At 56.5% G+C, this 24038-nt stretch carries 21 protein-coding genes; 9 read left to right on the top strand and 12 right to left on the bottom strand.

Annotation, left to right across the window (positions count from 1 at the left end; all coding sequences use genetic code 11):
• Positions 1-31: 31 nt before the first annotated feature.
• Complete coding sequence (locus tag ACQR3R_RS18820) at positions 32-1390, bottom strand: glutamine synthetase family protein (RefSeq protein WP_428274128.1); 1359 nt, start codon at positions 1388-1390, stop codon at positions 32-34.
• Between the two features lie 677 nt (positions 1391-2067).
• Here ACQR3R_RS18820 and ACQR3R_RS18815 point away from each other — a divergent pair.
• The 3 genes from ACQR3R_RS18815 to ACQR3R_RS18805 all read left to right on the top strand — a co-directional run bounded on the left by ACQR3R_RS18815 (position 2068) and on the right by ACQR3R_RS18805 (position 7022).
• On the top strand, positions 2068-3444 hold the full coding sequence (locus tag ACQR3R_RS18815) for a glutamine synthetase family protein (RefSeq protein WP_428274126.1): 1377 nt from the start codon (positions 2068-2070) through the stop codon (positions 3442-3444).
• A 524-nt stretch (positions 3445-3968) separates the two neighbouring features.
• On the top strand, positions 3969-5399 hold the full coding sequence (locus ACQR3R_RS18810; protein ID WP_428274124.1) for a hypothetical protein: 1431 nt from the start codon (positions 3969-3971) through the stop codon (positions 5397-5399).
• Between the two features lie 990 nt (positions 5400-6389).
• Positions 6390-7022 (top strand): TetR family transcriptional regulator, encoded by a 633-nt coding sequence (locus ACQR3R_RS18805; RefSeq protein ID WP_428274122.1) that lies wholly within the window; start codon positions 6390-6392, stop codon positions 7020-7022.
• 263 nt (positions 7023-7285) lie between these two features.
• On the opposite strand, the gene ACQR3R_RS18800 is transcribed toward ACQR3R_RS18805, so the two are convergent.
• The 10 genes from ACQR3R_RS18800 to argE form a co-directional block, all read right to left on the bottom strand.
• Complete coding sequence (locus tag ACQR3R_RS18800) at positions 7286-7501, bottom strand: TOBE domain-containing protein (protein WP_003229256.1); 216 nt, start codon at positions 7499-7501, stop codon at positions 7286-7288.
• Between the two features lie 107 nt (positions 7502-7608).
• Entirely contained in the window at positions 7609-8415 is an 807-nt protein-coding gene (gene ssuB / locus ACQR3R_RS18795; protein ID WP_428274119.1) for an aliphatic sulfonates ABC transporter ATP-binding protein, read from the bottom strand.
• A complete protein-coding gene (gene ssuC / locus ACQR3R_RS18790; protein WP_428274117.1) occupies positions 8412-9194 on the bottom strand; it encodes an aliphatic sulfonate ABC transporter permease SsuC in 783 nt (260 codons plus the stop codon). The genes ssuB and ssuC overlap by 4 nt, the downstream gene beginning before the upstream one ends.
• An 8-nt stretch (positions 9195-9202) precedes the next feature.
• Positions 9203-10351 carry an FMNH2-dependent alkanesulfonate monooxygenase gene (gene ssuD / locus ACQR3R_RS18785; RefSeq protein WP_428274115.1) on the bottom strand — a complete coding sequence of 383 codons (1149 nt, stop codon included), beginning with the start codon at positions 10349-10351 and terminating at the stop codon, positions 9203-9205.
• Between the two features lie 24 nt (positions 10352-10375).
• A complete protein-coding gene (locus ACQR3R_RS18780) occupies positions 10376-11341 on the bottom strand; it encodes an aliphatic sulfonate ABC transporter substrate-binding protein (protein ID WP_428274113.1) in 966 nt (321 codons plus the stop codon).
• A gap of 93 nt (positions 11342-11434) precedes the next feature.
• On the bottom strand, positions 11435-12028 hold the full coding sequence (ssuE, locus tag ACQR3R_RS18775; RefSeq protein ID WP_428274111.1) for an NADPH-dependent FMN reductase: 594 nt from the start codon (positions 12026-12028) through the stop codon (positions 11435-11437).
• Positions 12029-12346: 318 nt separating this feature from the next.
• Positions 12347-12985 (bottom strand): peroxiredoxin, encoded by a 639-nt coding sequence (locus ACQR3R_RS18770; RefSeq protein ID WP_428274109.1) that lies wholly within the window; start codon positions 12983-12985, stop codon positions 12347-12349.
• A 292-nt stretch (positions 12986-13277) separates the two neighbouring features.
• On the bottom strand, positions 13278-14627 hold the full coding sequence (locus tag ACQR3R_RS18765; protein WP_428274107.1) for an OprD family outer membrane porin: 1350 nt from the start codon (positions 14625-14627) through the stop codon (positions 13278-13280).
• Between the two features lie 458 nt (positions 14628-15085).
• Positions 15086-16384 carry an amino-acid N-acetyltransferase gene (gene argA / locus ACQR3R_RS18760; RefSeq protein ID WP_428274105.1) on the bottom strand — a complete coding sequence of 433 codons (1299 nt, stop codon included), beginning with the start codon at positions 16382-16384 and terminating at the stop codon, positions 15086-15088.
• A 134-nt stretch (positions 16385-16518) separates the two neighbouring features.
• Positions 16519-17676 (bottom strand): acetylornithine deacetylase, encoded by a 1158-nt coding sequence (gene argE / locus ACQR3R_RS18755; RefSeq protein ID WP_428274103.1) that lies wholly within the window; start codon positions 17674-17676, stop codon positions 16519-16521.
• A 157-nt stretch (positions 17677-17833) separates the two neighbouring features.
• Here argE and ACQR3R_RS18750 point away from each other — a divergent pair, with 157 nt between their 5' ends.
• Positions 17834-19201: a CYTH domain-containing protein gene (locus ACQR3R_RS18750; protein ID WP_428274101.1), complete on the top strand. Its 1368-nt coding sequence runs from the start codon at positions 17834-17836 to the stop codon at positions 19199-19201.
• A gap of 115 nt (positions 19202-19316) precedes the next feature.
• Here ACQR3R_RS18750 and ACQR3R_RS18745 read toward each other — a convergent pair whose 3' ends face one another.
• Positions 19317-19781 carry an Lrp/AsnC ligand binding domain-containing protein gene (locus ACQR3R_RS18745; protein WP_428274099.1) on the bottom strand — a complete coding sequence of 155 codons (465 nt, stop codon included), beginning with the start codon at positions 19779-19781 and terminating at the stop codon, positions 19317-19319.
• 126 nt (positions 19782-19907) lie between these two features.
• Between ACQR3R_RS18745 and ACQR3R_RS18740 the strand changes: the two genes are divergently transcribed.
• The 5 genes from ACQR3R_RS18740 to ACQR3R_RS18720 all read left to right on the top strand — a co-directional run bounded on the left by ACQR3R_RS18740 (position 19908) and on the right by ACQR3R_RS18720 (position 24002).
• Entirely contained in the window at positions 19908-20246 is a 339-nt protein-coding gene (locus tag ACQR3R_RS18740; protein WP_428274097.1) for a hypothetical protein, read from the top strand.
• 90 nt (positions 20247-20336) lie between these two features.
• Positions 20337-22121, top strand: coding sequence for a type IV pilus assembly ATPase TfpB (locus ACQR3R_RS18735; protein WP_428274095.1), 1785 nt, complete (start codon positions 20337-20339; stop codon positions 22119-22121).
• A gap of 116 nt (positions 22122-22237) precedes the next feature.
• Positions 22238-23158, top strand: a complete 921-nt coding sequence (locus ACQR3R_RS18730; RefSeq protein WP_428274093.1) for an SPFH domain-containing protein — start codon at positions 22238-22240, stop codon at positions 23156-23158.
• Positions 23159-23166: 8 nt separating this feature from the next.
• Complete coding sequence (locus tag ACQR3R_RS18725; RefSeq protein ID WP_428274091.1) at positions 23167-23613, top strand: NfeD family protein; 447 nt, start codon at positions 23167-23169, stop codon at positions 23611-23613.
• Between the two features lie 71 nt (positions 23614-23684).
• Complete coding sequence (locus ACQR3R_RS18720) at positions 23685-24002, top strand: DUF2388 domain-containing protein (protein WP_428274089.1); 318 nt, start codon at positions 23685-23687, stop codon at positions 24000-24002.
• The last annotated feature ends 36 nt before the right edge of the window (positions 24003-24038 follow it).

Below are 24038 nucleotides of genomic sequence, written 5' to 3'. Positions count from 1 at the left end.
AGCGCCGCCAGCGACGGCGGCGCCCGGCGCATCAGACGGCGAAGAGCAGGAATTCCCGTTCCCACGAACTGATCACGCGCTTGAAGTTTTCATGCTCGGCTCGTTTGACCGCGACATAGCCGGTGATGAATTTCTTGCCCAGGTATTTCTCGATAGTCGCGCTGTTTTCCATGCGTTCCAGCGCGTCTTCGATGGTCAGTGGCAGGCGCAAGTTGCGGCGTTCATAGCCACGCCCAACCACCGGCGCACTCGGGTTGATGCCCTCGACCATGCCGATGTAGCCGCACAGCAGGCTCGCGGCAATCGCCAGGTATGGGTTGGCGTCGGCACCCGGCAGGCGGTTTTCCACCCGACGGTTTTGCGGGCCGGCGTCCGGAACCCGCAGGCCCACGGTGCGGTTTTCTTCGCCCCACTCCACGTTTACCGGTGCCGAGGTGTCCGGCAGGAAGCGGCGGAACGAGTTGACGTTGGGCGCAAACAGCGGCAGCAATTCAGGAATGAATTTCTGCAGACCGCCGATGTGGTTCAGGAACAACTGGCTCATGGTTCCGTCTTCATTAGAGAAGACGTTCTTGCCGGTTTCGATATCAATGATGCTCTGGTGCAGGTGCATGGCGCTGCCAGGCTCGCCGGTCATCGGCTTGGCCATGAAGGTGGCCGCCACGTCGTGTTTCAGCGCGGCTTCACGCATGGTGCGTTTGAACACCAGAATCTGGTCGGCCAACGACAGGGCATCGCCATGACGGAAGTTGATTTCCATCTGAGCCGTGCCGTCCTCGTGGATCAACGTGTCGAGGTCCAGCTCTTGCAGTTCACACCAGTCGTAGACGTCTTCGAACAGCGGATCGAATTCGTTCGCCGCTTCAATCGAGAACGACTGGCGGCCCGTTTCAGGGCGGCCCGAACGGCCAATCGGCGGCTGCAGCGGGAAGTCCGGGTCTTCGCAGCGCTTGGTCAGGTAAAACTCCATTTCTGGCGCCACAATCGGCTGCCAGCCCCTGTCGGAATAGAGTTTCAGGACCTTTTTAAGCACGTTGCGCGGCGACAACTCAATCGGGTTGCCCTGCTTGTCGTACGTATCGTGAATCACCTGCGCAGTGGGCTCGATGGCCCAAGGCACCAGGAACACCGCGTTCTGGTCGGGGCGGCAGATCATGTCGATATCAGCCGGGTCGAGCAGCTCGTAATAGATGTCGTCTTCGACATAGTCGCCCGTCACCGTCTGCAGCAGAACGCTTTCAGGCAGGCGCATGCCTTTTTCGGCAATAAACTTGTTGGTCGGCGAAATCTTGCCCCGAGTGATCCCGGTCAAGTCGCCAATCATGCATTCGACTTCTGTGATCTTGTGGTCTTTCAACCAATCGGTGAGCTGGTCGAGGTTGTTACTCATAAATGCCTCTAGGCTGAGTTTCCTGACTCTTATAAGTCAGGCGTTGTTTGACGCATCGGCGCCGCGTTGAAATCAGTGTCTGCTACACGCTATCGTGCTTGCCAAGTGCTGCAAGGCGAATGCCGGGCGTGCAGAATCACGAGCGGTGCTCAGCTTATTGGCCGAGCCGCTATTGTGAATCGGTTCTATATTGAATGAAGTAACCGTAATGGGGGTGTTGCCCAAGCCGTCCAGAATATCGGACGGTAGCGGTCGGTTCGACGGTGATGAAACAATCGCCGTCAAACCCGGAGCTGCCAAGGCCAGGGCGCGGACGCAGTTGTCGCCACTGATGTGATAAGCATTCAGACCGCGCTGCATTGAGCACACGGTGACGCCGATTATCGGCAGGCGAGACATGAAGCACCCCGGTATTATTGCTGTTATGGGTTTGATTCGAGCTTAGCCTTGTTCATTTTTTTACACAACACCCCCGTAAAAAATACAACACGGCCCGCTCAAGCCTGCGGTCGTCATTACACTGAAAGACCAAAAAACGCCCCAAAGTGCCTCAAAAAAGCCTCACGGGCGCTTTTTTAGGGCAAAAAAGGCCTCGCTTGACTTCGGCATGCCGTTCGGGTTGACTGAAACCCGAAGAGATCAATGATTGATATTTTTAACAACAAAGGTGTTGCATCATGTCGGTACCCCCGCGTGCCGTTCAGCTTAACGAAGCGAACGCGTTCCTTAAGGAACATCCTGAGGTTCTGTACGTTGACCTTCTGATTGCGGATATGAATGGTGTGGTGCGCGGCAAGCGCATCGAACGCACCAGCCTCCACAAGGTTTACGAGAAAGGCATCAACCTGCCGGCCTCTCTATTTGCTCTGGATATCAATGGCTCTACGGTGGAAAGCACCGGCCTGGGTCTGGACATCGGCGATGCTGACCGAATCTGCTATCCAATCCCCGACACCCTGTGCAATGAGCCTTGGCAGAAGCGCCCTACCGCGCAACTGTTAATGACCATGCACGAACTCGAAGGTGAACCCTTCTTCGCGGATCCCCGTGAAGTCTTGCGTCAAGTTGTTACCAAGTTCGACGATATGGGCCTGACCATCTGCGCCGCGTTTGAACTTGAGTTCTACCTGATCGACCAGGAAAACGTGAACGGCCGTCCACAGCCGCCACGTTCGCCAATCTCCGGCAAACGCCCGCACTCGACACAGGTTTACCTGATCGACGACCTCGACGAATACGTCGACTGCCTCCAGGACATTCTGGAAGGTGCGAAGGAGCAAGGCATCCCGGCTGATGCAATCGTCAAGGAAAGTGCTCCGGCGCAGTTCGAAGTGAACCTGCACCACGTTGCCGACCCGATCAAGGCATGCGACTACGCGGTTCTGCTAAAACGCCTGATCAAAAACATTGCCTACGACCATGAGATGGACACCACGTTCATGGCCAAGCCTTACCCGGGCCAGGCAGGTAATGGTTTGCACGTCCACATCTCGATCCTTGATAAAGACGGCAAAAATATTTTTGCCAGTGAGGATCCCGAGCAGAACGCCGCACTGCGTCACGCGATCGGCGGTGTGCTCGAGACCCTACCGGCGCAGATGGCTTTCCTCTGCCCGAACGTCAACTCCTACCGTCGTTTCGGCGCACAGTTCTACGTGCCGAATGCGCCATGCTGGGGTCTGGACAACCGCACTGTTGCGGTACGCGTGCCCACCGGCTCCGCAGACGCGGTTCGCCTGGAACACCGCGTTGCCGGCGCCGATGCCAACCCGTACCTGCTGATGGCTTCGGTACTGGCTGGCGTGCACCACGGCCTGACCAACAAGATCGAGCCGGGCGCGCCCGTAGAAGGCAACTCCTACGAGCAAAACGAGCAGAGCCTGCCGAACAACCTGCGCGATGCACTGCGTGAGCTGGACGACAGCGAAGTCATGGCCAAGTACATCGATCCTAAATACATCGATATCTTCGTCGCCTGTAAAGAGAGCGAGCTGGAGGAGTTCGAACACTCCATCTCCGACCTCGAATACAACTGGTACCTGCATACCGTGTAAGCGATTGCAGTAAAAAGAAACGCCGCCGGCCTTACAGTCAGCGGCGTTTTTTTATGCGTTTTGTTGTGCCGGCCGAGTCAGAAGAGACCTGGCCATGGCGAGGCCTTTGCGGTATAGGCGCTCGCTGGACACACACAGCGAATGTCTGCTCAGGTGGTGGTCAAGATCGTCGAGGCGGTGCAGAACTTCGGACATTGACTCGAGACCGCCGCGGCTAACACCGCCGACCAGCGGTTGTTGCGACAGGCCCTGCTGAAAAAGTGGAACGGTAAGTTAACCCATCTCGATGAGCGGAATTTGACAAAACAGTTGTCGCGGTGATGTCACACTCAAAAGCCGGTGCGACGGGGACAACAGCGTTCTCACACGTAAAGTTTCAAGCCATTGCGACTCTTGTTCGGCGCAGTAGAGGGTTACTTAATTATTGTGAAGTAACTCGATTATTTTTCACCTATAAAAGGTCACAGGGGCGAGTATGCCGAACGAAGCTATCTCACAAGCACGGCCAGGTTACAATTACCAACTTGTTGACGAGACAACCCCCCCCTTCAAAAAATGCGTCTTCACTCAAGCAGGCCGGCAACACGCCAAATAATTTCGAATTGCAGCCGATGGTAAAAACTTGGAATAAAGACATTCAAAATGTGGCTAAGCCGAGCACGAACAGCACTGCTGAAAATCCGATTAAGAGCAGACTTATAACGTGCGCCAAGGTGACAGGCATCGTGACAGGGATAGGAATGCTTCTGGGCGCCCCTTTTGCGATCCGACATTTTTATGGCTCGGGGACAACCAACTCTGGAGCTATACGCGAGAACAATCCCTCTCACTTTCCGAGGGCAGAACCGCTGATCAGTCATTATGATCCGGCGAGTACAGTGTTTAATCTAATGGATTGGGCTGGTCGCGAAATTAATGTAGCTGCTGCGTCGAACATCACTCGAGAGTCTATTTCTGAATTTTTTATCAAACTTGCAGTAGACGATATAGATGGGCATGAGGTGGCCCGTGACAGCGAGATACAAACAAAATTTCCAGAGATATTCAATGCTATCGAGCAAGGTCGTAAAGACTCAGTTATCTATTTGAAAAGCTTTCGGGATCAGTGCATAGAGAATTGCGACATCCCCTTGCCACCAGTGAGCGAAGGTGGATCGGGGGAATACCTGAAAGCTTTCCTCGATTGGATGCTTGAACAAACTACCCATTTAACCTCCTCGGAACGCGGTCACGCAAGCGACACCGTCTACACAAACCTTCTCTCTGAAATGAATGTCAGTCAGGCTGACTTTGGAAGTAGAGATTCGTATATCGGCAATCGGACATTAATAGATTTCTTGATTGAACTGGCAGAAAACCCATGCCATGCAAATAGTTTGTCTCGACAATGCATCCAATACGTACTCATGGAGCAAAGTTCGGCAGGATTAGACAAGGACAAGGCAGCAAATCGTCCACTAACTTACGCAATAAATCCGTCACCTCTGCCTGCTATGTTAGAAAGCCCACAAGTACCATTAGTATTTACTACCAACATGGCAAATCTGATCCGCCACCCGCTTCTATTGGCACATATGATGGTTCACGAACTAATACACTCTGCCGGATTCAATGATCCACTTTACACCGGTGTAGACAGCAACATCATTAACTCCAACAACCCTACACTTGAAAATCAGATCAGGATTTACGACAAAACCTATTTTGAATTCAGACAAAATATTGCCACCCATATTGATAACATTCCGACGCCATTTCAGTTCGCTCTCGAGGAGTTCTTCGACATACATATAGGGGACCAAGGCATGAACTACTATGAAAAAATGAGCAAACTTAAGGTAGAGCTACTGAACGATGATGTTTTGTGGGAGAGCTTTGAAAATGACGCACCTGACCTTATAGCTATGCGCATTTTAACTGAAAGCAGGCGAAACGGGACTTCCCCAGTCGCGTGAGACCAGCCGAAGGCGTCTTGCGGCCAAGGTGGGACACTGTGGATATTGGCCAAGGTAAGTTTGCAAAGACTTTACCGGAACCGCGAGAGCCACAATGACCCAACCTGCTATCAGAGCTAGTTAGAGGAGTTCGAGCACTCCATCTCCTACCTAGAGTACAACTGGTACCTGCATACCGTATTAGCGGCTGCAGTAAAAAGAAACGCCGCCGGCCTTACAGTCAGCGGCGTTTTTTTATGGCCGCCTTCGGCGGTTCGCTAGCAGGCTAGCTCTCACAGTTGATCTCCAGTGAACTCAAATCCTGTGTGCACCACAAATCCCTGTGGGAGCTAGCCTGCTAGCTCTCACAGTTGATCTCCAGTGAACTCAAATGCTGTGTGCACCGCAAATCCCTGTGGGAGCTAGCCTGCTAGCTCTCACAGTTGATCTTCAGTGAACTCAAATCCTGTGTGCACCGCAAATCCCTGTGGGAGCTAGCCTGCTAGCTCTCACAGTTGATCTCCAGTGAACTCAAATCCTGTGTGCACCGCAAAATCCCTGTGGGAACTAGCCTGCTAGCTCTCACAGTTGATCTCCAGTGAACTCAAATCCTGTGTGCACCGCAAATCCCTGTGGGAGCTAGCCTGCTAGCTCTCACAGTTGATCTCCAGTGAACTCAAATCCTGTGTGCACCACAAATCCCTTTGGGAGCTAGCCTGCTAGCTCCCACAGTTGATCTCCAGTGAACTCAAATCCTGTGTGCACCGCAAAATCCCTGTGGGAGCTAGCTTGCTAGCTCTCACAGTTGATCTCCAGTGAACTCAAATCCTGTGTGCACCGCAAAATCCCTGTGGGAGCTAGCCTGCTAGCTCTCACAGTTGATCTCCAGTGAACTCAAATCCTGTGTGCACCGAAAAATCCCTGTGGGAGCTAGCCTGCTAGCGATGGCGTCCTGGCAGACAACATAGATGCCTGCTCGTACAATGCCCGCTGCCTTCGCTGGAGACTTCAATGACTCGCACCGCCACTACTCGCAAACCCCGCGCACGCAGTCAGGCGCGGATCGATTCGATCCTCGATGCCGCTCGTACGCTGCTGGCGACCGAGGGGGTGGCCAGCCTGTCGATCTACAGTGTCGCCGAACGCGCGGACATCCCGCCCTCCTCGGTCTATCACTTCTTTGCCAGCGTCCCGGCTTTACTCGAAGCGCTGACTGCCGACGTGCACGCGGCGTTCCGCGCCTGCCTCCAGGCACCGATCAATCACGACGGCCTCACCGGTTGGCGCGACCTGTCACGATTGGTGGAACAGCGCATGTTGGTGATTTATGACGAGGATGCCGCCGCCCGCCAACTGATTCTCGCGCAGCACGGTTTGACCGAGGTTACCCAGGCCGACCGCCAGCACGATATTGAACTCGGCGACCTTATGCACAAGCTGTTCGATCATCACTTCGAACTGCCGAGGCTGCCCAATGATGTCGATGTGTTTGCACTGGCGATGGAGTTGGGCGATCGCGTTTACGCGCGCTCAGTGCAGCAGCACGGGCAGATAACCCCGCGTATGGCCGAGGAAGGGATGCGGGTGTTTGATGCGTACCTGGGACTGTATCTGCCGCCTTATCTGCACAAGCGCACGCTTTGAGCCTGAGATTCATAGTGGCTTCGATGGCCTCATCGCGAGCAGGCTCGCTCCCACATTTGGAATGCGTTCTCCTTGTGGCAGCGGGCTCGCTCCCACATTTGGAATGCTTTTCCCTTGTGGCAGCAGGCTTGCTCCCACATTTGAAATGTTTTTCCCTTGTGGGAGCGGGCTTGCTCGCGAATGCCGCAGCGCCAACCTGCCTGGCGCGCCCATAAAAAACCCCGAAGGGCTTAAACCCTTCGGGGCTGTCGTTTACGCACAACTTACAACTTGGCGATCGACACTTCTGTGGACTTCACGAACGCGATCACTTCGCTACCGACTACCAGCTCAAGCTCTTTTACCGAGCGCGTGGTAATCACCGAAGTGACGATACCGGACGCAGTTTGTACGTCGATCTCCGACAGCACGTCACCGAGTACGATTTCCTTGATCGAGCCTTTGAACTGGTTACGAACGTTGATGGCTTTGATAGTCATGCGATTTCTCCTGGAGTCGATATGAGCCGCAAGCTACGAGCTACAAGCCACAAGAAGAAGCAGAACGCTTTTACTTGCCACTTGAACCTTGCAACTTGCCGCTGCTTCTATTGCGCCCAACGCAATTGCGTAGGCAATGGTGAAACAGGTTCCGGTTCCGGCGGCTCGCCGGGCAGTGACAGCACACGATTGAGCACTTCGGTTTCCAGCGTTGCCAGCCGATGTGAGCCGCGAACCCGAGGGCGCGGCAATTCGACGTGCAGGTCGAGGCCGACTTCGCCGTCTTCGATAAGGATCACCCGATCGGCAATCGCCACGGCTTCACTGACGTCATGGGTCACCAGCAACACGGTGAAACCGTGCTGCTGCCAGAGCCGCTCGATCAGTTGCTGCATTTCAATTCGGGTCAGGGCATCCAGTGCGCCCAACGGCTCATCCAGCAGCAGCAATCGCGGTTGATGGATCAGTGCGCGAGCCAGTGCCACACGTTGCTTCTGACCGCCGGACAATGCCGCTGGCCACTCATTGGCGCGGTCGGCCAGGCCCACCGACTCCAAAGCTTCCAGCGCTTTGGGCCGCCAGTTGCCCTTGAGCCCCAGACCAACGTTGTCGATGACCTTTTTCCACGGCAGCAAACGTGCTTCCTGAAACATCAATCGCGTGTCTTCAAGCGCATCGCTCAGCGGCGCCGAACCTGCCAGCAGCTCACCGCCAGTGGGTTTGTCGAGACCGGCCAGTAACCGCAGTAACGTACTTTTGCCGCAACCGCTGCGCCCGACGACAGCCACAAACTGGCCAGCGGGAATGTGCAGATCGATCTCTCGCAGCACGTGTCGCGACCCAAAGGTTTTTTGCAACTTACGCACTGCCAGCGGAATACCGCGCAGCAAACGTGGAGGTTGTTGAGCCGTCATGCGGCACCTCCCTTGCTAACCTGATACGCCGGATGCCAGCGCAACCACACTCGCTCAAGCCCACGAGCCGCAAGGTCTGCCAGTTTGCCGAGCACCGCGTACAGGAGAATCGCCAGCACCACGACGTCGGTTTGCAAAAACTCCCGGGCATTCATTGCCAGATAGCCGATGCCGGAACTCGCGGAAATGGTTTCTGCGACGATCAACGTCAACCACATGAACCCCAGCGCAAAGCGCACGCCCACCAGAATCGATGGCAATGCACCCGGCAGGATCACCTGGCGGAACAGGCTGAACCCGGACAAACCATAGCTACGGGCCATTTCCACCAGCGCCGGATCTACGTTACGAATACCGTGGTAGGTATTGAGGTAAATCGGAAACAACGTGCCTAAGGCGACCAGAAAAATCTTCGCTGATTCGTCGATGCCGAACCACAGGATCACCAGTGGAATCAACGCCAGGTGCGGCACGTTACGAATCATCTGCACCGAACTGTCGAGCAGGCGTTCGCCCCATTTCGACAACCCGGTGATAAACCCCAGGGCCAAACCAATACTGCCGCCAATGGTGAAACCGAGCGCCGCACGCCAGCCGCTGATAGCCAGATGCGTCCAGATTTCACCGCTGCGCACCAAGCTCACACCGGCTTCGATAACGGCAATCGGCGCGGGGAGAATCCGCGTCGACAACCAGCCTGCCGACACCGATAACTGCCATACCGCCAGCAGCAAGATCGGTAACGCCCAAGGCGCCAGATTGTGGATGATTTTTTTCATGGCGCGCCTCAGCTCTGGGACGCGGCTTTGGGAAGAATATCGTTGGCGACCATCTCACCGAACGGGCTGACGTAATTGGCGCCTTTGGGTAGCTCAGGTCGTTCGATGTCCAGGTGCGGGAATAACAATTCGGCTACGCGATACGACTCTTCCAGGTGTGGGTAGCCAGAGAAGATGAACGTATCAATGCCCAAGTCCGCGTATTCCTTCACGCGGGCGGCCACGGTCGGACCGTCACCCACCAGCGCAGTACCCGCACCGCCGCGTACCAGACCGACGCCGGCCCACAGGTTGGGGCTGACTTCCAGATTGTCGCGACTACCGCCATGCAATGCGGCCATGCGCTGCTGCCCGACCGAGTCAAAACGCGCCAGAGAAGCCTGGGCGCGGGCGATGGTTTCTTCGTCCAGGTGCGAGATCAGACGGTCGGCTGCTTGCCACGCTTCGGCGTTGGTTTCACGGACAATCACATGCAAACGAATACCGAAACGTACGGTGCGACCAAGCTTCGCTGCTTTGGCGCGCACTTGTTCAATCTTCTCGGCAACAGCCGCCGGTGGCTCGCCCCAGGTCAGGACCATTTCAACCTGTTCGGCCGCGAGGTCTTGCGCCGCCTCGGAAGAACCGCCGAAGTACAGCGGCGGACGCGGCTGCTGGATCGGCGGATAAAGCAGTTTGGCGCCCTTCACGCTGATGTGCTGGCCGTCGTAATCAACGGTTTCGCCTTCCAGTACCCGGCGCCAGATGCGGGTGAATTCTACTGAAGCCTGATAACGCTCTTCGTGGCTGAGGAACAAACCGTCACCGGCCAATTCTTCCGGATCGCCGCCCGTGACCAGATTGAACAACGCGCGACCGCCAGACAGTCGATCCAGCGTCGCTGCCTGACGCGCTGCAACCGTCGGGGAAATGATCCCGGGGCGCAGCGCAACAAGGAATTTCAAACGCTGGGTCACCGGAATCAGCGACGCGGCAACCAGCCACGAGTCTTCGCACGAGCGGCCGGTAGGGATCAAAACCCCGCCAAACCCCAGACGATCGGCCGCTTGCGCGACTTGTTGCAAATAACCGTGGTCGACGGCGCGAGCGCCTTCAGCGGTGCCAAGGTAATGGCCGTCGCCGTGAGTAGGCAGGAACCAGAAGATATTGAGGCTCATGGAGTGGTCTCCTTAGGGATTCGATTACGGTGCTGTGGCAACGGCCGCCGGTGGCGTCCAGATCACGTCTTTGATGCTCAGCGGCTTGGGAATCAGCTTGAGCTGATAGAAGCTGTCGGCAATTTTCTGTTGGGCGGCGATCACCTCAGGGGTCAAAAATTGCGCACCGTAACCTTGGCGTTTCACCGAGGTCAGGGTGATGTCCGCAGGCAGACCGAGCAGGGGCGCAACCTGTTGGGTGACATCGTCCGGGTTGGCTTTGGACCACTCACCGACCGCGCGCACTTCTTCCACCAGGGTCTTGATCACCTCAGGATTTTTCAGCGCGTAAGGCTTGGTCGCCAGGTAGAACTGATGGTTGTCGACGATGCCTTGCCCGTCGCGCAAGGTGCGCGCTTGCAGTTGCTGTTCGGCGGCAGCCTGGTACGGGTCCCAAATAACCCAGGCATCGACGCTGCCACGCTCGAAGGCGGCGCGGGCATCGGCGGGTGGCAGGAACACGGTCTGGATGTCGGTGTATTTGAGGCCGGCATCTTCAAGCGCACGCACCAACAGGTAGTGCACGTTGGAGCCTTTGTTGAGGACGACTTTCTTGCCTTTGAGCGCCTGCACCGATTTGATCGGCGAGTCCTTCGGCACCAGGATTGCTTCGCTGTGTGGCGCTGGCGGTTCATAAGCGACATACAGCAGATCGGCACCGGCCGCTTGGGCGAACACGGGCGGCGTTTCACCGGTAACGCCAAAGTCGATAGAGCCTACGTTCAGGCCTTCCAGCAACTGCGGACCGCCAGGGAACTCAGTCCATTGCACGTCCACACCTTGTGCAGCGAGACGTTTTTCCAGCGTGCCCTTGGCTTTGAGCAGCACCAAAGTGCCGTACTTTTGATAACCGATTCGTAGCGTCTCGGCCTGAGCCTGAGAAATAACGCCGAAGGACACAGCCGCCACAAACAGAGCGACCAGACCGCGGCGCAAAATAACAGTGCGCATAGCGCTCTCCTTTTTGCGATTGGGTGTTGGCTGCACCTGCTTGGCCGTTAGCGGCTGAGTAAGGCGAGTTTTAAAACTAAAAAATAAAAGGCTTTAAATGCTCCAGCGAGCACTCAGTAAACGTTCATTCAACAGGCGTGGATCGATCGGCTTCGGACGTCGGGCCATGGCGCTGAAGAACAGATCCAGCGATTCGTTGAGTCGCTGTTCCAGCTCCGGCGCCAACTGCGCCTGGGCGCTGCCTTCGCCATAAGCGATCTGACTGTCTTCGGCGAAAATACCGTGCAGCATTTCCTGCGCTTTCAATGCTGACAGCACCGGTTTTAGCGCGTAATCCACCGCCAGCATGTGGGCGATGCTGCCACCGGTGGCCATCGGCAAAACCACTTTATGCGCCAATGCGCGTTCGGGCAGCAGGTCCAAAATAGTCTTCAAGGCACCGGAAAAGGATGCTTTGTAAACCGGTGTGGCAATCACCAGGCCATCGGCGTTTTCAATCTGTTGCAGCAGGTCGATCACTTTCGGGCTATCGAACCGTGCGTGTAGCAAGTCTTCGGCCGGGAAGTCCCGTACCTGGTAACTCACCACTTCCACACCTTGCTCCTGCAACCAACGCTGAGAACGCTCCAGCAGCACCCCGGAGCGGGAGCGTTGGCTGGGACTTCCACCGAGTGAGACGACCAGCATTCAGATGATTCCTTGAACGGTGTTGGCGATTCGCAGTGTGCGATCTCGCTTCAATGGCATGACCTTAACAGCTGATTTATATATCCATAAATCATATTTATTCATTTAGTTATGCAATAAAGAAATATACAAACACATTTATTACGGGCAAAAAAACAGGCCGTGAAAACGGCCTGAAATCCCTGCTTATTGAATGCCCTCATCGCGAGCAAGCTCTCTCCCACAGTGCATCGGGATAAATCACACAGACAGGGTCAACCAAAGACCCCCTGCGGGAGCAAGCCTGCTCGCGAAGCTGTATCAGAAGCAACGCACTGATCACTTGTTCGGTTGTGGCGTCAGGCGCAGGTAAGGTTTCACTGCGCGATAGCCCTTGGGGAAGCGCTTTTTGATTTCGTCTTCGTCTTTGAGCGAAGGCACGATCACCACTTCATCACCGTCCTGCCAGTTGGCTGGCGTGGCCACTTTGTAGTTGTCGGTGAGCTGCAGCGAATCAATCACCCGCAAGATTTCATGGAAGTTGCGGCCGGTGCTCGCCGGGTAGGTGATGGTCAACCGCACCTTTTTGTTCGGATCGATCACGAACAGCGAGCGCACGGTGAGCGTGTCGTTGGCGTTCGGATGGATCAAGTCGTACAGGTCCGACACCTTTCGGTCGGCATCCGCGAGAATCGGGAAGTTGACGGTCGTGCCTTGGGTTTCGTTGATGTCTTCGATCCACTTGTGGTGCGAGTCCACCGGGTCTACCGACAACGCGATGGCCTTGACCCCTCGCTTGGTAAATTCATCTTTCAACTTGGCGGTGAAGCCAAGCTCGGTGGTGCACACCGGGGTGAAGTCCGCCGGATGGGAAAACAGCACGCCCCAGCTATCGCCCAGCCATTCATGAAAACGGATGGTGCCGGCACTGGAATCCTGTTCGAAGTCGGGGGCGATGTCGCCAAGTCTGAGGCTCATGGTGCTGCTCCTGGTGAGTGCTTGATGAGCTCAACTGTGCCTGTATTTCGCTGACATTAAAAAGAATAAATATCGATTTATTTAGATCTTTTTTGAATATTAAACATCTGTTCACTGGACCTCAATGACTAACCGGACGAGTATCGCCCTCAAGGTTCGAGAAGGCCTTGAGTAGCTGCAAAGAGGGAAATTCAAGGCGGGATTACGGGGGTGACCTCGCCTTGAAAACGTAAAAGCCCCGCGCGGCGAAATGCCGGGCGGGGCTTTTTTTACAGCAGTTACGCGATGGCTATTACAACAGCGGGATCGAGTAGCTGACGATCAGGCGGTTTTCATCCTGGTCACGTTGACCTGGGATGTCGTTACGCCACATAGCGTTTTTCCACATGAAGCCGAGGTTTTTCAGCGGGCCTTCTGGTACGACGTAAGCCAGGGTCAGGTCGCGTTCCCACTCGGTCTTGTCGCCGGTAGCGTTATCGATGTTGTCACCACGCAGATAGACAATACCGGCGGTCGCGCCTGGCAAGCCAAGCTTGGCGAAGTCATAAGAGTAGCGACCTTGCCAAGTACGTTCGCCGGCACGGCCGAACTTCTGGATCTGCATGTCGGTGATAGTGCCGTTCGAAGAACCGTCACCCTGGTTCAGCCATGGGAAGTCGCTGTCGCCATTGCTGACCTGGTAACCGCCACCGAAGGTGTGACCAGCAACCGTATACAGGAACAGGCCGCTGTAAAGATTGTTGTCGACTTTACCCTTCGTGACAGTACCGCCGTAGTAACCGGTGGTGAAGTAGTTCTTGTCGTTAGCGTTGGCACCGTCGTCCTTGCTGTTGAAGTAACGCAAGTCAGATTTCAGTACGCCAGGACCGATCGACCAGTTATGCACCAGGCCCAGGAAGTTCTGTTTGTAGAAGTCTTCCAGTTTGCCGTAGTAGTACTGAGCGGTCAGATCCTTGGTGATCTTGTAGTCACCGCCCGCATAGATGAAATTATTGCTGTCGCGGCCCGTCGCGGTAGGGCTGTTGGCACCCGAAATCGACAGTTGCTCGTTGTTGCTCGAGTTACGACCCTTAACCTGTTCGATCTTACCGCCAACCAACGTCAAGTCAGTGATGTCGTTGGAAGTGATCTGGCCACCCTGCCAGGTTTGCGGCAGCAAACGACCATCGTTGGTTACGATGACCGGGTTTTTAGGCTGCAAGGTACCCAGTTTCAGTTCGGTCTTGGAAATCTTGGCTTTGGCAGTCAGGCCCAGGCTGGAGTAGTCATCAACCGCTTCGCCGTTGGACTTGCTTGGGAACACAGTGCCGCCGTAAGAAGTAGCAGTGGCGCCGTTGGTGCCGCCGCCCGAATCCAGCTTGATACCCAACAGGCCGATAGCATCGACACCAAAGCCGACAGTACCTTGGGTGTAGCCGGAGATGAAGCGCAGGTCGAAGCCTTGGCCCCATTCTTCGTTTTTGCTCTGAACGCCTGCTTTTTTGTTCGCAGCCGAGCCAGCAGCCGCATCACGGTTGTCAGTGTTGATGTAGAAGTTGCGCAGCCCCAAAGTAGCTTTGCTGTCTTCGATGAAACCGGCGGCGCCTGCTTGCTGCGCCAAAACCCCTACGGCCACAGCCAGGGCCAAGGTGGACTTGTTCATTGTTTCGCTCCTCTCGTTCTAATTCTTGTGTTCCTGGTCCTGGGTCGAGTGCCCGGGATCCTAAGATGCGCGATTAGCGCCAGACCGTGACTAACAAGTCAATCGTAACCATGTGTGTCTACGACCAAGGTCTAACCGCAGTAAATCTGTCCCGCAGAGTAATGGCTTCTTGATAATTCCAAAAAGAATTATTTCGTCCTTTTTCATATCGCTTAGGAATATACGCGTCTGCCGTTGACCCAACACTGTAGTCGAGACAATCCGCAGGCTCATTCCTAAACGGAATTGATCTGCTTTTTTTTAGATCATTCAGCTTTGATCAATGCCTTCAAGCGTCAAGCCCTGACGAGAAGGCGACGCATGATGGCCAGACGGGCACTATCCAGTCAAATTGTTACAGTTTGTATATCGGTTTTATTTCGACGAGCATTCCCCCGCAAAACGGGGGAACGATCACTTCAGAGGGTTTTTTCGAAAATCTTCGAATTACGCTGGTAGTTGTACAGCGAGGCTCGCGCCGATGGCAGGCGCTCGACGCTGCTGGGCACAAAACCGCGCTCACGGAACCAGTGCGCGGTGCGGGTCGTCAGTACGAACAGGGTTTTCAAACCCTTAGCGCGGGCGCGGGTTTCGATGCGCTCCAGCAGCTCATCGCCACGGCCGCCGTGGCGATACTCCGGATTCACCGCCAGGCAAGCCAGCTCACCCGCATCCGAATCGGCAATCTGGTACAGCGCTGCGCAGGCGATGATCATGCCTTCGCGCTCAACCACGCTGAACTGCTCGATCTCACGCTCCAACACTTCGCGCGAGCGACGCACCAGAATGCCCTGCTCTTCCAGTGGACTGATCAAATCCAGCAAACCGCCGACGTCTTCGATAGCCGCTTCGCGTACCACCTCAAACTGCTCTTGCGCCACCAATGTACCGCCGCCGTCACGGGTGAACAGCTCAGTGAGCAGCGCGCCATCTTCGGCGTAACTCACAATATGACTGCGAGCCACCCCGCCACGGCAAGCTTCAGCGGCCGCATCCAGCAGCTCAGCCTGATAATTGCTGCCCAGTCGCTGCAAATGCGCCGGTACTTGTTGCGGGCGCAATTCACGTACCAGCCGACCGTTTTCATCGATCAAACCCAGGTCAGCGCCGAACAGCAGCAATTTGTCGGCACCCAGGTCGATAGCGGCACGGGTGGCCACGTCTTCGCAGGCCAGGTTGAAAATTTCACCGGTCGGCGAGTAGCCCAGTGGCGACAACAGCACAATGGAGCGCTCGTCCAGCAGCCGATTAATGCCTTTGCGATCAACCCGACGCACTTCGCCGGTGTGGTGATAGTCGACCCCTTCGAGCACGCCGATTGGCCGCGCGGTCACGAGGTTGCCGCTGGCGACGCGCAAACGCGAGCCCTGCATCGGCGAAGAAGCCATGTCCATCGAGAGCCGCGCTTCAATGGCGATGCGCAACTGGCCGACCGCATCGATCACACACTCAAGCGTTGCAGCATCGGTGATGCGCATGCCGTGGTGATAATGCGGCGTCAGGCCGCGTGCGGTGAGGCGGGTTTCAATTTGCGGGCGGGAACCGTGAACCAGCACCAGTCGCACGCCCAGGCTGTGCAGCAGCACCAGGTCGTGGACGATATTGCCGAAGTTGGGATGCTCCACACCGTCGCCGGGCAGCATGACAACAAAGGTGCAATCGCGGTGGGCATTGATGTAAGGCGAAGCGTGACGAAGCCAATTAACGTATTCGGGCATGAACCTGGGCCTGTAATAAATAGCAGCCAAAAAATGGGCGAAACTGAAAACGCACAGCGGGCTGGTGGTTATCGTCGGAACAGGCTTGGCGACACGCGCGCTCTCCTCATGAATACGGGTTTTAACAACGGCGATTAAAGGCTTTGCGCCGGTGTCAGGCAATAGTGTTCGATCAATTGACGTAATAGATGCACGGTAGGCTGCAAACGTGACATTTCGAGGTATTCCCCCGGTTGGTGCGCACAGGCGATATCACCCGGGCCCAACACCAGCGTTTCGCAGCCAAGTCGCTGAAGATAAGGCGCTTCGGTGCCGAACGCTACTGCTTCGGCGCGATGACCGGTGAGCTTTTCAGCCACCCGCACCAATTCGGCATCCTCGGCCTGCTCGAATGGCGGCACTTCTGGAAACAACGGCGCGTAGTCGATTTTCACCTGATGCCGCTCGGCAATCGGGTTGAGCTTCTGCAAAATCGCTGCCCGCAAGGCTTTAGGGTCCATGCCTGGCAGTGGCCGCAAGTCGAATTCCAGAGAACACTGGCCGCAGATACGGTTGGGATTATCGCCGCCATGAATGCAACCGAAGTTCATGGTTGGCTGCGGCACGCTGAACTGCGGATTGCGAAATTCACGCTGCCATAGCAGCCGCAAACCGCGCAGCTCGCCAATGGCATCGTGCATCGCTTCAAGGGCGCTGTGGCCCAGGCTTGGGTCGGAAGAATGACCACTGCGCCCCAGAATATCGATGCGTTCCATCATAACGCCTTTGTGCAGGCGTATTGGCTTGAGGCCGGTCGGCTCGCCGATAACCGCCGCACGACCCAGCGGGCGCCCGGCAGCGGCCAAGGCGCGAGCGCCGGACATCGAGCTTTCTTCATCGCATGTCGCAAGTATCAGCAGCGGCTGTTTGAAAGGCTGGTCGAGCAACGGCTTGACGGCTTCGATGGCCAGCGCGAAAAAGCCCTTCATGTCGCAACTGCCCAACCCCACCCAACGACCATCGACCTCTGTCAGTTTCAACGGATCGGTTTTCCACAACGCACCGTCAAACGGCACCGTGTCGCTGTGACCGGCGAGCACCAGGCCACCGGGGCCGGAACCAAAACTGGCCAGCAGATTGAATTTGCCGGGGCTGACGGGCTGGATGTCGCACGCAAAACCCAGGTCACTGAGCCAGGTCGCCAGCAAGTCGATGACCGGGCGATTGGTTTGGTCGAGGCTGGGTTGTGTGCAACTGACAGACGGAGCAGCGATCAACGCAGCGAATTGTTCTTTCATGGACGGCAAAGGCATCGCTGACTCCCAACACACGATTTGAAGTCCATCATAGAACCATCCGGCGACAGGAATAAACCGTCGCGGCGCGGAGGACAGATGAGTCCTGTACACTGCACGACCTTGGCAGCCACACATTCCCCCGGCTGCGCTCCCGATCCTGGATTTTCCGGCCATGCAGAAAGAAACTGAAATCAAACTCCGCGTCAGCCGCGAAACCCTCGCAGCCCTGCGCGAGCACCCGCTACTGAAAAAACGCAACAAAAGTGGCTGGGAACGCCGTGAACTGATGAACCAATACTTCGACACGCCAGAGCGCGACCTGGCACGCGCCAAGGTTGCCCTGCGCTTGCGCCGCGACGGTGAAGAAGTGATCCAGACGCTCAAGACCCGCGGCCAAAGCATTGCCGGCCTGTCGGAACGTAATGAATACGACTGGAATCTGCCGAAAGCCAAACTCGACGTAAAAAAACTCGACGGCGAATGCTGGCCTGCAGAACTGGCCGAACTCGACAAGAAAACCCTGAAGCCGATCTTCACCACCGATTTCGTTCGCGAACGCGCTGAAATCGCGTGGGGCCGTGGCAAGACCAAAGTGGTCATCGAAGCCGCGCTGGACCTGGGCCATGTGGTGGTCGGCAAGCAGAAAGAAGAAATCTGCGAGCTGGAGCTGGAATTGCGTGAAGGCGAGCCGGCCGCCCTGCTGGAACTGGCCGCCGAGCTGGCCGCAACGCTGGCCTTGATGCCTTGCGATATCAGCAAGGCCGAGCGCGGCTATCGCTTGTACGACGCCAACAGCTATTCGCTGAGCCTGCCTGCGCCTCAGATCACTGCAGAGATGCCGCTGGACGACGCCTTCGCCGCGCTGGCCTGGCACCTGCTGGGCAGCAGCCAGCGACTGGCCGAGCAGTATCGCTTCAATGGCCATTGGCGCCTGCTGCAAGACTGGGTCGAGAACCTCGCCGAATTGCGCGCGCTGCTCAGCAGCCTGGGCCAAGCCGCGCCGCGCCAATCGACTCACGATCTGCGCATTGCGCTGGACGCATTGCTGGAAGACTGGCGCCCGCTGGTTCAAGCAGGCCTTGATGACGAAGACGTGCGCAAAGCGGCGCCGGAGCAGTTCCTCGAAGAGCTGCAAGACCCACGTTGGGGCCTGTTCTCGCTGAACACCTCGCGCTGGTTGCTGGCCCGCACCTGGACTGCCGATCGCAACGTGCGTGGCAATCGCCAGGGCGCTGCCCAACTGGGTAGCTGGTTGCCGCGCCTGCTAGGCGAGGAAGCGACGTCCCTGCAATTGCAACGGTATCAGCAACAGCCAGAAGACCTGGCAGAGCAACTGCCGCGCATCGAACGCATCCAGGCGTGGATGCACCACGCCCGCAACGTGCTTGATATCCCGGAAATGGATCGCCTGTACGGTGAGCTGAACAAACTCGCGCAACTGGCCAATGAGCCGATCACCGATGAATCGCTGGATGCGCGCAAGCAGCAGGCGATTGCGGTGTATCAGAATCGCGCGTGGAAAATGCTGCTGCGCATGTAATACCGCCGTCGCCAGCAGCAGGTTGGCTGGCTGGCTGGCTGGCTCCCACAGTTGCAATGCACGCCACTGTGGGGGCAAGCCTGCTAGCGATGGGGGCAGCAAATCCCCCTGAATTTCAGACCGGCAAACAGGTGGTGGACTTGATCTCCGATAACGCCACGATCGAGTTGACCTCCTGGATCCCCGGCACCATCGATAATTTTTCGAAGAAGAAGCGCTCGTACGCTTCGATGTCCGCCGTCACGATTCGCAGCAAAAAATCCACCGACCCCATCAAGACATAACACTCCAGCACTTCAGGGAAGCCGCGGATCGCCTCGGTGAACTCGGTGAAATTCGAGCGGCCATGGGCGTTGAGTTTGATCTCGGCGAAAATCTGTGTGTTCAGCCCGATTTTCTTGCGATCAAGCAGTGTCACCTGACCCCGAATGATTCCCTCCTCCTTCATCCGCTGAATACGCCGCCAGCACGGTGATTGAGAAAGCCCTACCTGTTCGGCTATTTGCGCACTGGACAGCGAAGCGTCCTCTTGCAGTAACGCCAGAATCTTGCGGTCATAGCCATCCAGCTCGCTGTGCATAATTGAACCTTAAATTGATGATTTGGCGAATCATTCGATTCGAAAAATGCCTGATACGGCCCATCATAGATAAGAAATGCCCCGCGCAGAATGTAAAAATTCCTCCAGTAATTAAGGGGAATCACCATGCCGCACTTGGAAGCTGTCAACACACCGCAAACCCGGGCAGATGCCTGGAACGTCGGCAATGCTCACTGCCGTGTTCAGTATCAATTACTGGCCGAAGCCGAGCCGGATGTGCTGTGCCGCGCACTGAATCTGTTTGCCCTGCAGTGCCTGACGCCGCAGCAGGTGAATGTGCAGCGAACGGACGATTTGATGTCGATCGACATCGTCATCGACGGCCTCAGTTGGCACCGTGCACAGGTAATTGCAGAAAAATTACGTAACCTGATCAGCGTCTGCTCGGTAGACCTGCAAGCGGCTGATTGTGCGTGGGATGAACCCGCTCAAGCGGCGGGTTGAGAAAACTCGACACGGCTTTGTCGAGTAGTGGCCCAACGGTTGGCGGGTGCGCGACTATCCTTTGCGAACTGTTGTTCATGAGGAGCCCGCATGTCCGTTCAACTTGCCATTCAGGACCGCTGGCTGGATCTCAATGATTTGCTGCGTGAACTGGTCGCCCAAGGCTTTATCAGCCAGGATGCGGCCGAACAAGCGCTGAATGCCCGCCGCCGACACGCTGCCAATGGGCAACTGCATCCGCTGGAGTTCATCGCCAGCCAGCACCTGGACGACCTTAGCCGTCCGGGCAAACACCTCGACCTGGAGAGCCTGACGCTGTGGCTGTCGCAGCAGGCTGGCCAGCCGTACCTGCGCATCGATCCGCTGAAAATCAACGTCGCGGCCATCACCCCGCTGATGTCTTACGCGTTCGCCCAGCGCCACAAGATTCTTGCGGTGTCCATCGACCGTGACGCGGTGACCGTTGCCAGCGCCCAGCCTTACGTCACTGGGTGGGAGGCAGACCTGACCCACGTGCTGAAGTTGCCGATCAAACGGGTTGTGGCTAATCCAGTCGACATCCAACGCTTCAGCGTAGAGTTTTTTCGCCTGGCAAAATCGGTCAGCGGCGCAACCAATGCCGACCAGCAAATCAACACGCTGGGCAACTTCGAACAATTGCTTAACCTCGGCGCCAGCGACCAGGAGCCGGACGCCAACGATGCGCACATCGTCAACATCGTCGACTGGTTGTTCCAGTACGCCTTCCAGCAGCGCGCCAGCGATATCCACATCGAGCCCCGACGCGAGCAAGGTACGGTAAGGTTTCGCATCGACGGCGTGCTGCATAACGTTTATCAATTCCCGCCACAAGTGACCATGGCGATCGTCAGCCGCCTGAAGAGCCTCGGGCGAATGAACGTCGCGGAAAAACGCAAGCCGCAGGATGGCCGGGTCAAAACCAAAACCCCGGACGGTGGCGAAGTCGAATTAAGGCTGTCGACGTTACCGACAGCCTTCGGCGAAAAAATGGTCATGCGGATCTTCGACCCGGAAGTCCTGCTAAAAGACTTTGACCAGTTGGGGTTTTCCGCCGAAGACCTGCGCCGCTGGCGTGACATGACCAGCCAGCCACACGGCATCATTCTGGTCACGGGCCCCACAGGTTCGGGCAAGACCACCACGCTTTACACCACACTGAAGAAACTCGCGACGCCAGAGGTCAATCTCTGCACCATCGAAGACCCGATCGAAATGGTCGAACCGGCATTCAACCAGATGCAAGTCCAGCACAACATCGACCTGACCTTTGCCAGCGGTGTACGCGCATTGATGCGCCAAGATCCGGACATCATCATGATCGGCGAGATCCGCGACCTCGAAACCGCCGAAATGGCGATTCAGGCCGCGCTCACCGGTCACTTGGTGCTTTCGACGTTGCACACCAACGATGCGCCAAGCGCCATCAGCCGCTTGCTGGAACTGGGCGTGCCGCATTACCTGATCAAAGCCACGGTACTGGGGATCATGGCCCAGCGATTGGTGCGCACCCTGTGCCCGCATTGCAAGGCACCCCTGACGCTGGGCGAAGAAGACTGGCAAACACTGACCAAACCCTGGCAAGCACCGTTGCCCGGCAATGCCCAACGCGCCATTGGCTGTCCCGAGTGCCGCGACACCGGGTATCGCGGGCGCGCCGGGGTGTACGAAATCATGCAACTGACTGACGGCGTGAAAGCGCTGATCGGCCCAGACACCGATTTGTTGGCAGTACGACGCCAGGCCTTCAAGGAAGGCATGCGCAGCCTGCGGTTATCAGGCGCTCAAAAAGTGGCCGCCGGGCTTACCACCATCGAAGAAGTGCTGCGGGTGACACCGCAGAGCGAACAAAAATGAAATCCTTTTGTGTCTCCTGATGATGCAGCGGGGACTAACCGGTTCTTATCCCCGACCTACGCCGCTACACTCCTGCGATTGCAACTTCATAGATCCACAATCAACAGGGAATCGTTATGCAGATCGGTAGCGTGCTTTTACTTTTTGTCGGCCTGGTGGTCGTCATTCTGTTCATGGGCTTCAAGGTTGTACCTCAGGGTTATCAGTGGACGGTCGAGCGTTTCGGCCGCTACACCAACACCCTCAAGCCAGGCCTGAATATCATCATTCCAGTGATGGATCGCATTGGTCGCAAGATCAACGTGATGGAAAGCGTCCTGGACATCCCGCCACAGGAAGTCATCACCGCCGATAACGCCACCGTGCAAATCGATGCCGTGTGTTTCTTCCAGGTAGTCAATACCGCCCAGGCGGCTTATGAAGTAAACAACCTCGAGCACGCCATTCGCAACCTGCTACAAACCAACATTCGTACCGTACTGGGTTCCATGGAGCTGGATGCAATGCTCAGCCAGCGTGACGGTATCAATGAGAGGCTGTTGCGCACCGTTGATGAAGCCACGGCGCCGTGGGGCATCAAAATCACCCGGATTGAAATCAAGGACATCAGTCCTCCGGCAGACCTGATGGCTGCAATGTCGGGACAGATGAAAGCCGAGCGGATCAAACGTGCCCAAATCCTTGAAGCCGAAGGCCTGCGTGCTGCAGCGATCCTGACCGCCGAGGGTAAAAAGCAGGCCCAAATTCTCGAGGCCGAGGGTGGTCGTCAGGCCGCGTTCCTCGAATCGGAAGCGCGTGAACGTCAGGCCGAAGCCGAAGCCCAGGCTACCAAAGTGGTGTCCGAAGCCATCGCTGGCGGCAACGTGCAAGCGGTCAACTATTTCGTCGCACAAAAATACATCGATGCGCTGGGCCGACTGGCCTCCGCCAACAACAGCAAAGTGATCCTGATGCCGCTGGAAGCCAGCTCGATGATCGGCGCCGTGGGTGGTATCGGTGAAATCGTCAAAGCCACGTTCGACAACAAGAAAGTCTGAGGCACGCCATGTGGGCATTCCTGCAACATTTATCGTTCTGGGATTGGTTGGCATTAGGCACGGTGCTGCTGATACTTGAAGTGTTCGGTGCGGGTGGTTACTTGCTGTGGATCGGCATGGCCGCCGCAGCGGTGGGCGTGGTGACATTCGTGTTGCCGGGCATTTCGTGGGAATGGCAGTTTCTCCTGTTTGGCATGTTGTCCATCGGCACGGCCCTTTTCTGGTGGTGGCGCCAACGCAGTGCGGTACGCGAAAGCGATCAACCAAACCTCAACTTGCGCGGACAAGAACTGATCGGCAAAACCTTCGTGGTGCATGAAGCCATCGTCGATGGCCGCGGCAAGATAAAGGTCGCCGACGGCGTGTGGATAGCACGAGGGCCTGACGCAGCGCTCGGTAGTCGAGTGCGGGTGATCGAGCAGCAAGGTGCGGTTTTGCTGGTCGAACCGGTGTAATCGGCCTCGATGGAACTCGACTGGGTGATTGGCAATCAAACGCCGTAGATAACCCAGTGGAGTCACCCATCATGCGTCTCAGAATTGCTGTCGCTACAATCGCTTTGCTGTCCCTTCCAGTCGGCTCGGCGATGGCCGACGGCTTTTGGCGTAACGTCATATCGTCGGGTGCAACTACCGGCTCTACGTACCTGACCTTCAAGGATCACAAGTTGATCGTTGCCGCTCAGGATGACGCCGGCAGCTTCGTTGCCAGCGACGGCAATATCCGCGGCCCATACCTGGAAGCCGCAATGCAAAAAGTACGCGCCGACAATCCGGACCTGCACGCCACCGACATGGAACTGGCTAACGCCATCCTGGCCAAGAATGCGGTTGCGTCCGAATAAGCCTTGAAACCCTGTGGGAGCGGGCTTGCTCGCGAA

Origin of the sequence: Gordonia sp. IEGM753, from assembly GCF_050321825.1 — a bacterium.
Taxonomy (GTDB): Bacteria; Pseudomonadota; Gammaproteobacteria; order Pseudomonadales; family Pseudomonadaceae; genus Aquipseudomonas.
The sequence above is the reverse complement of the archived record's forward strand: the minus strand, read 5'-3'. Positions and strand labels throughout refer to the sequence as shown.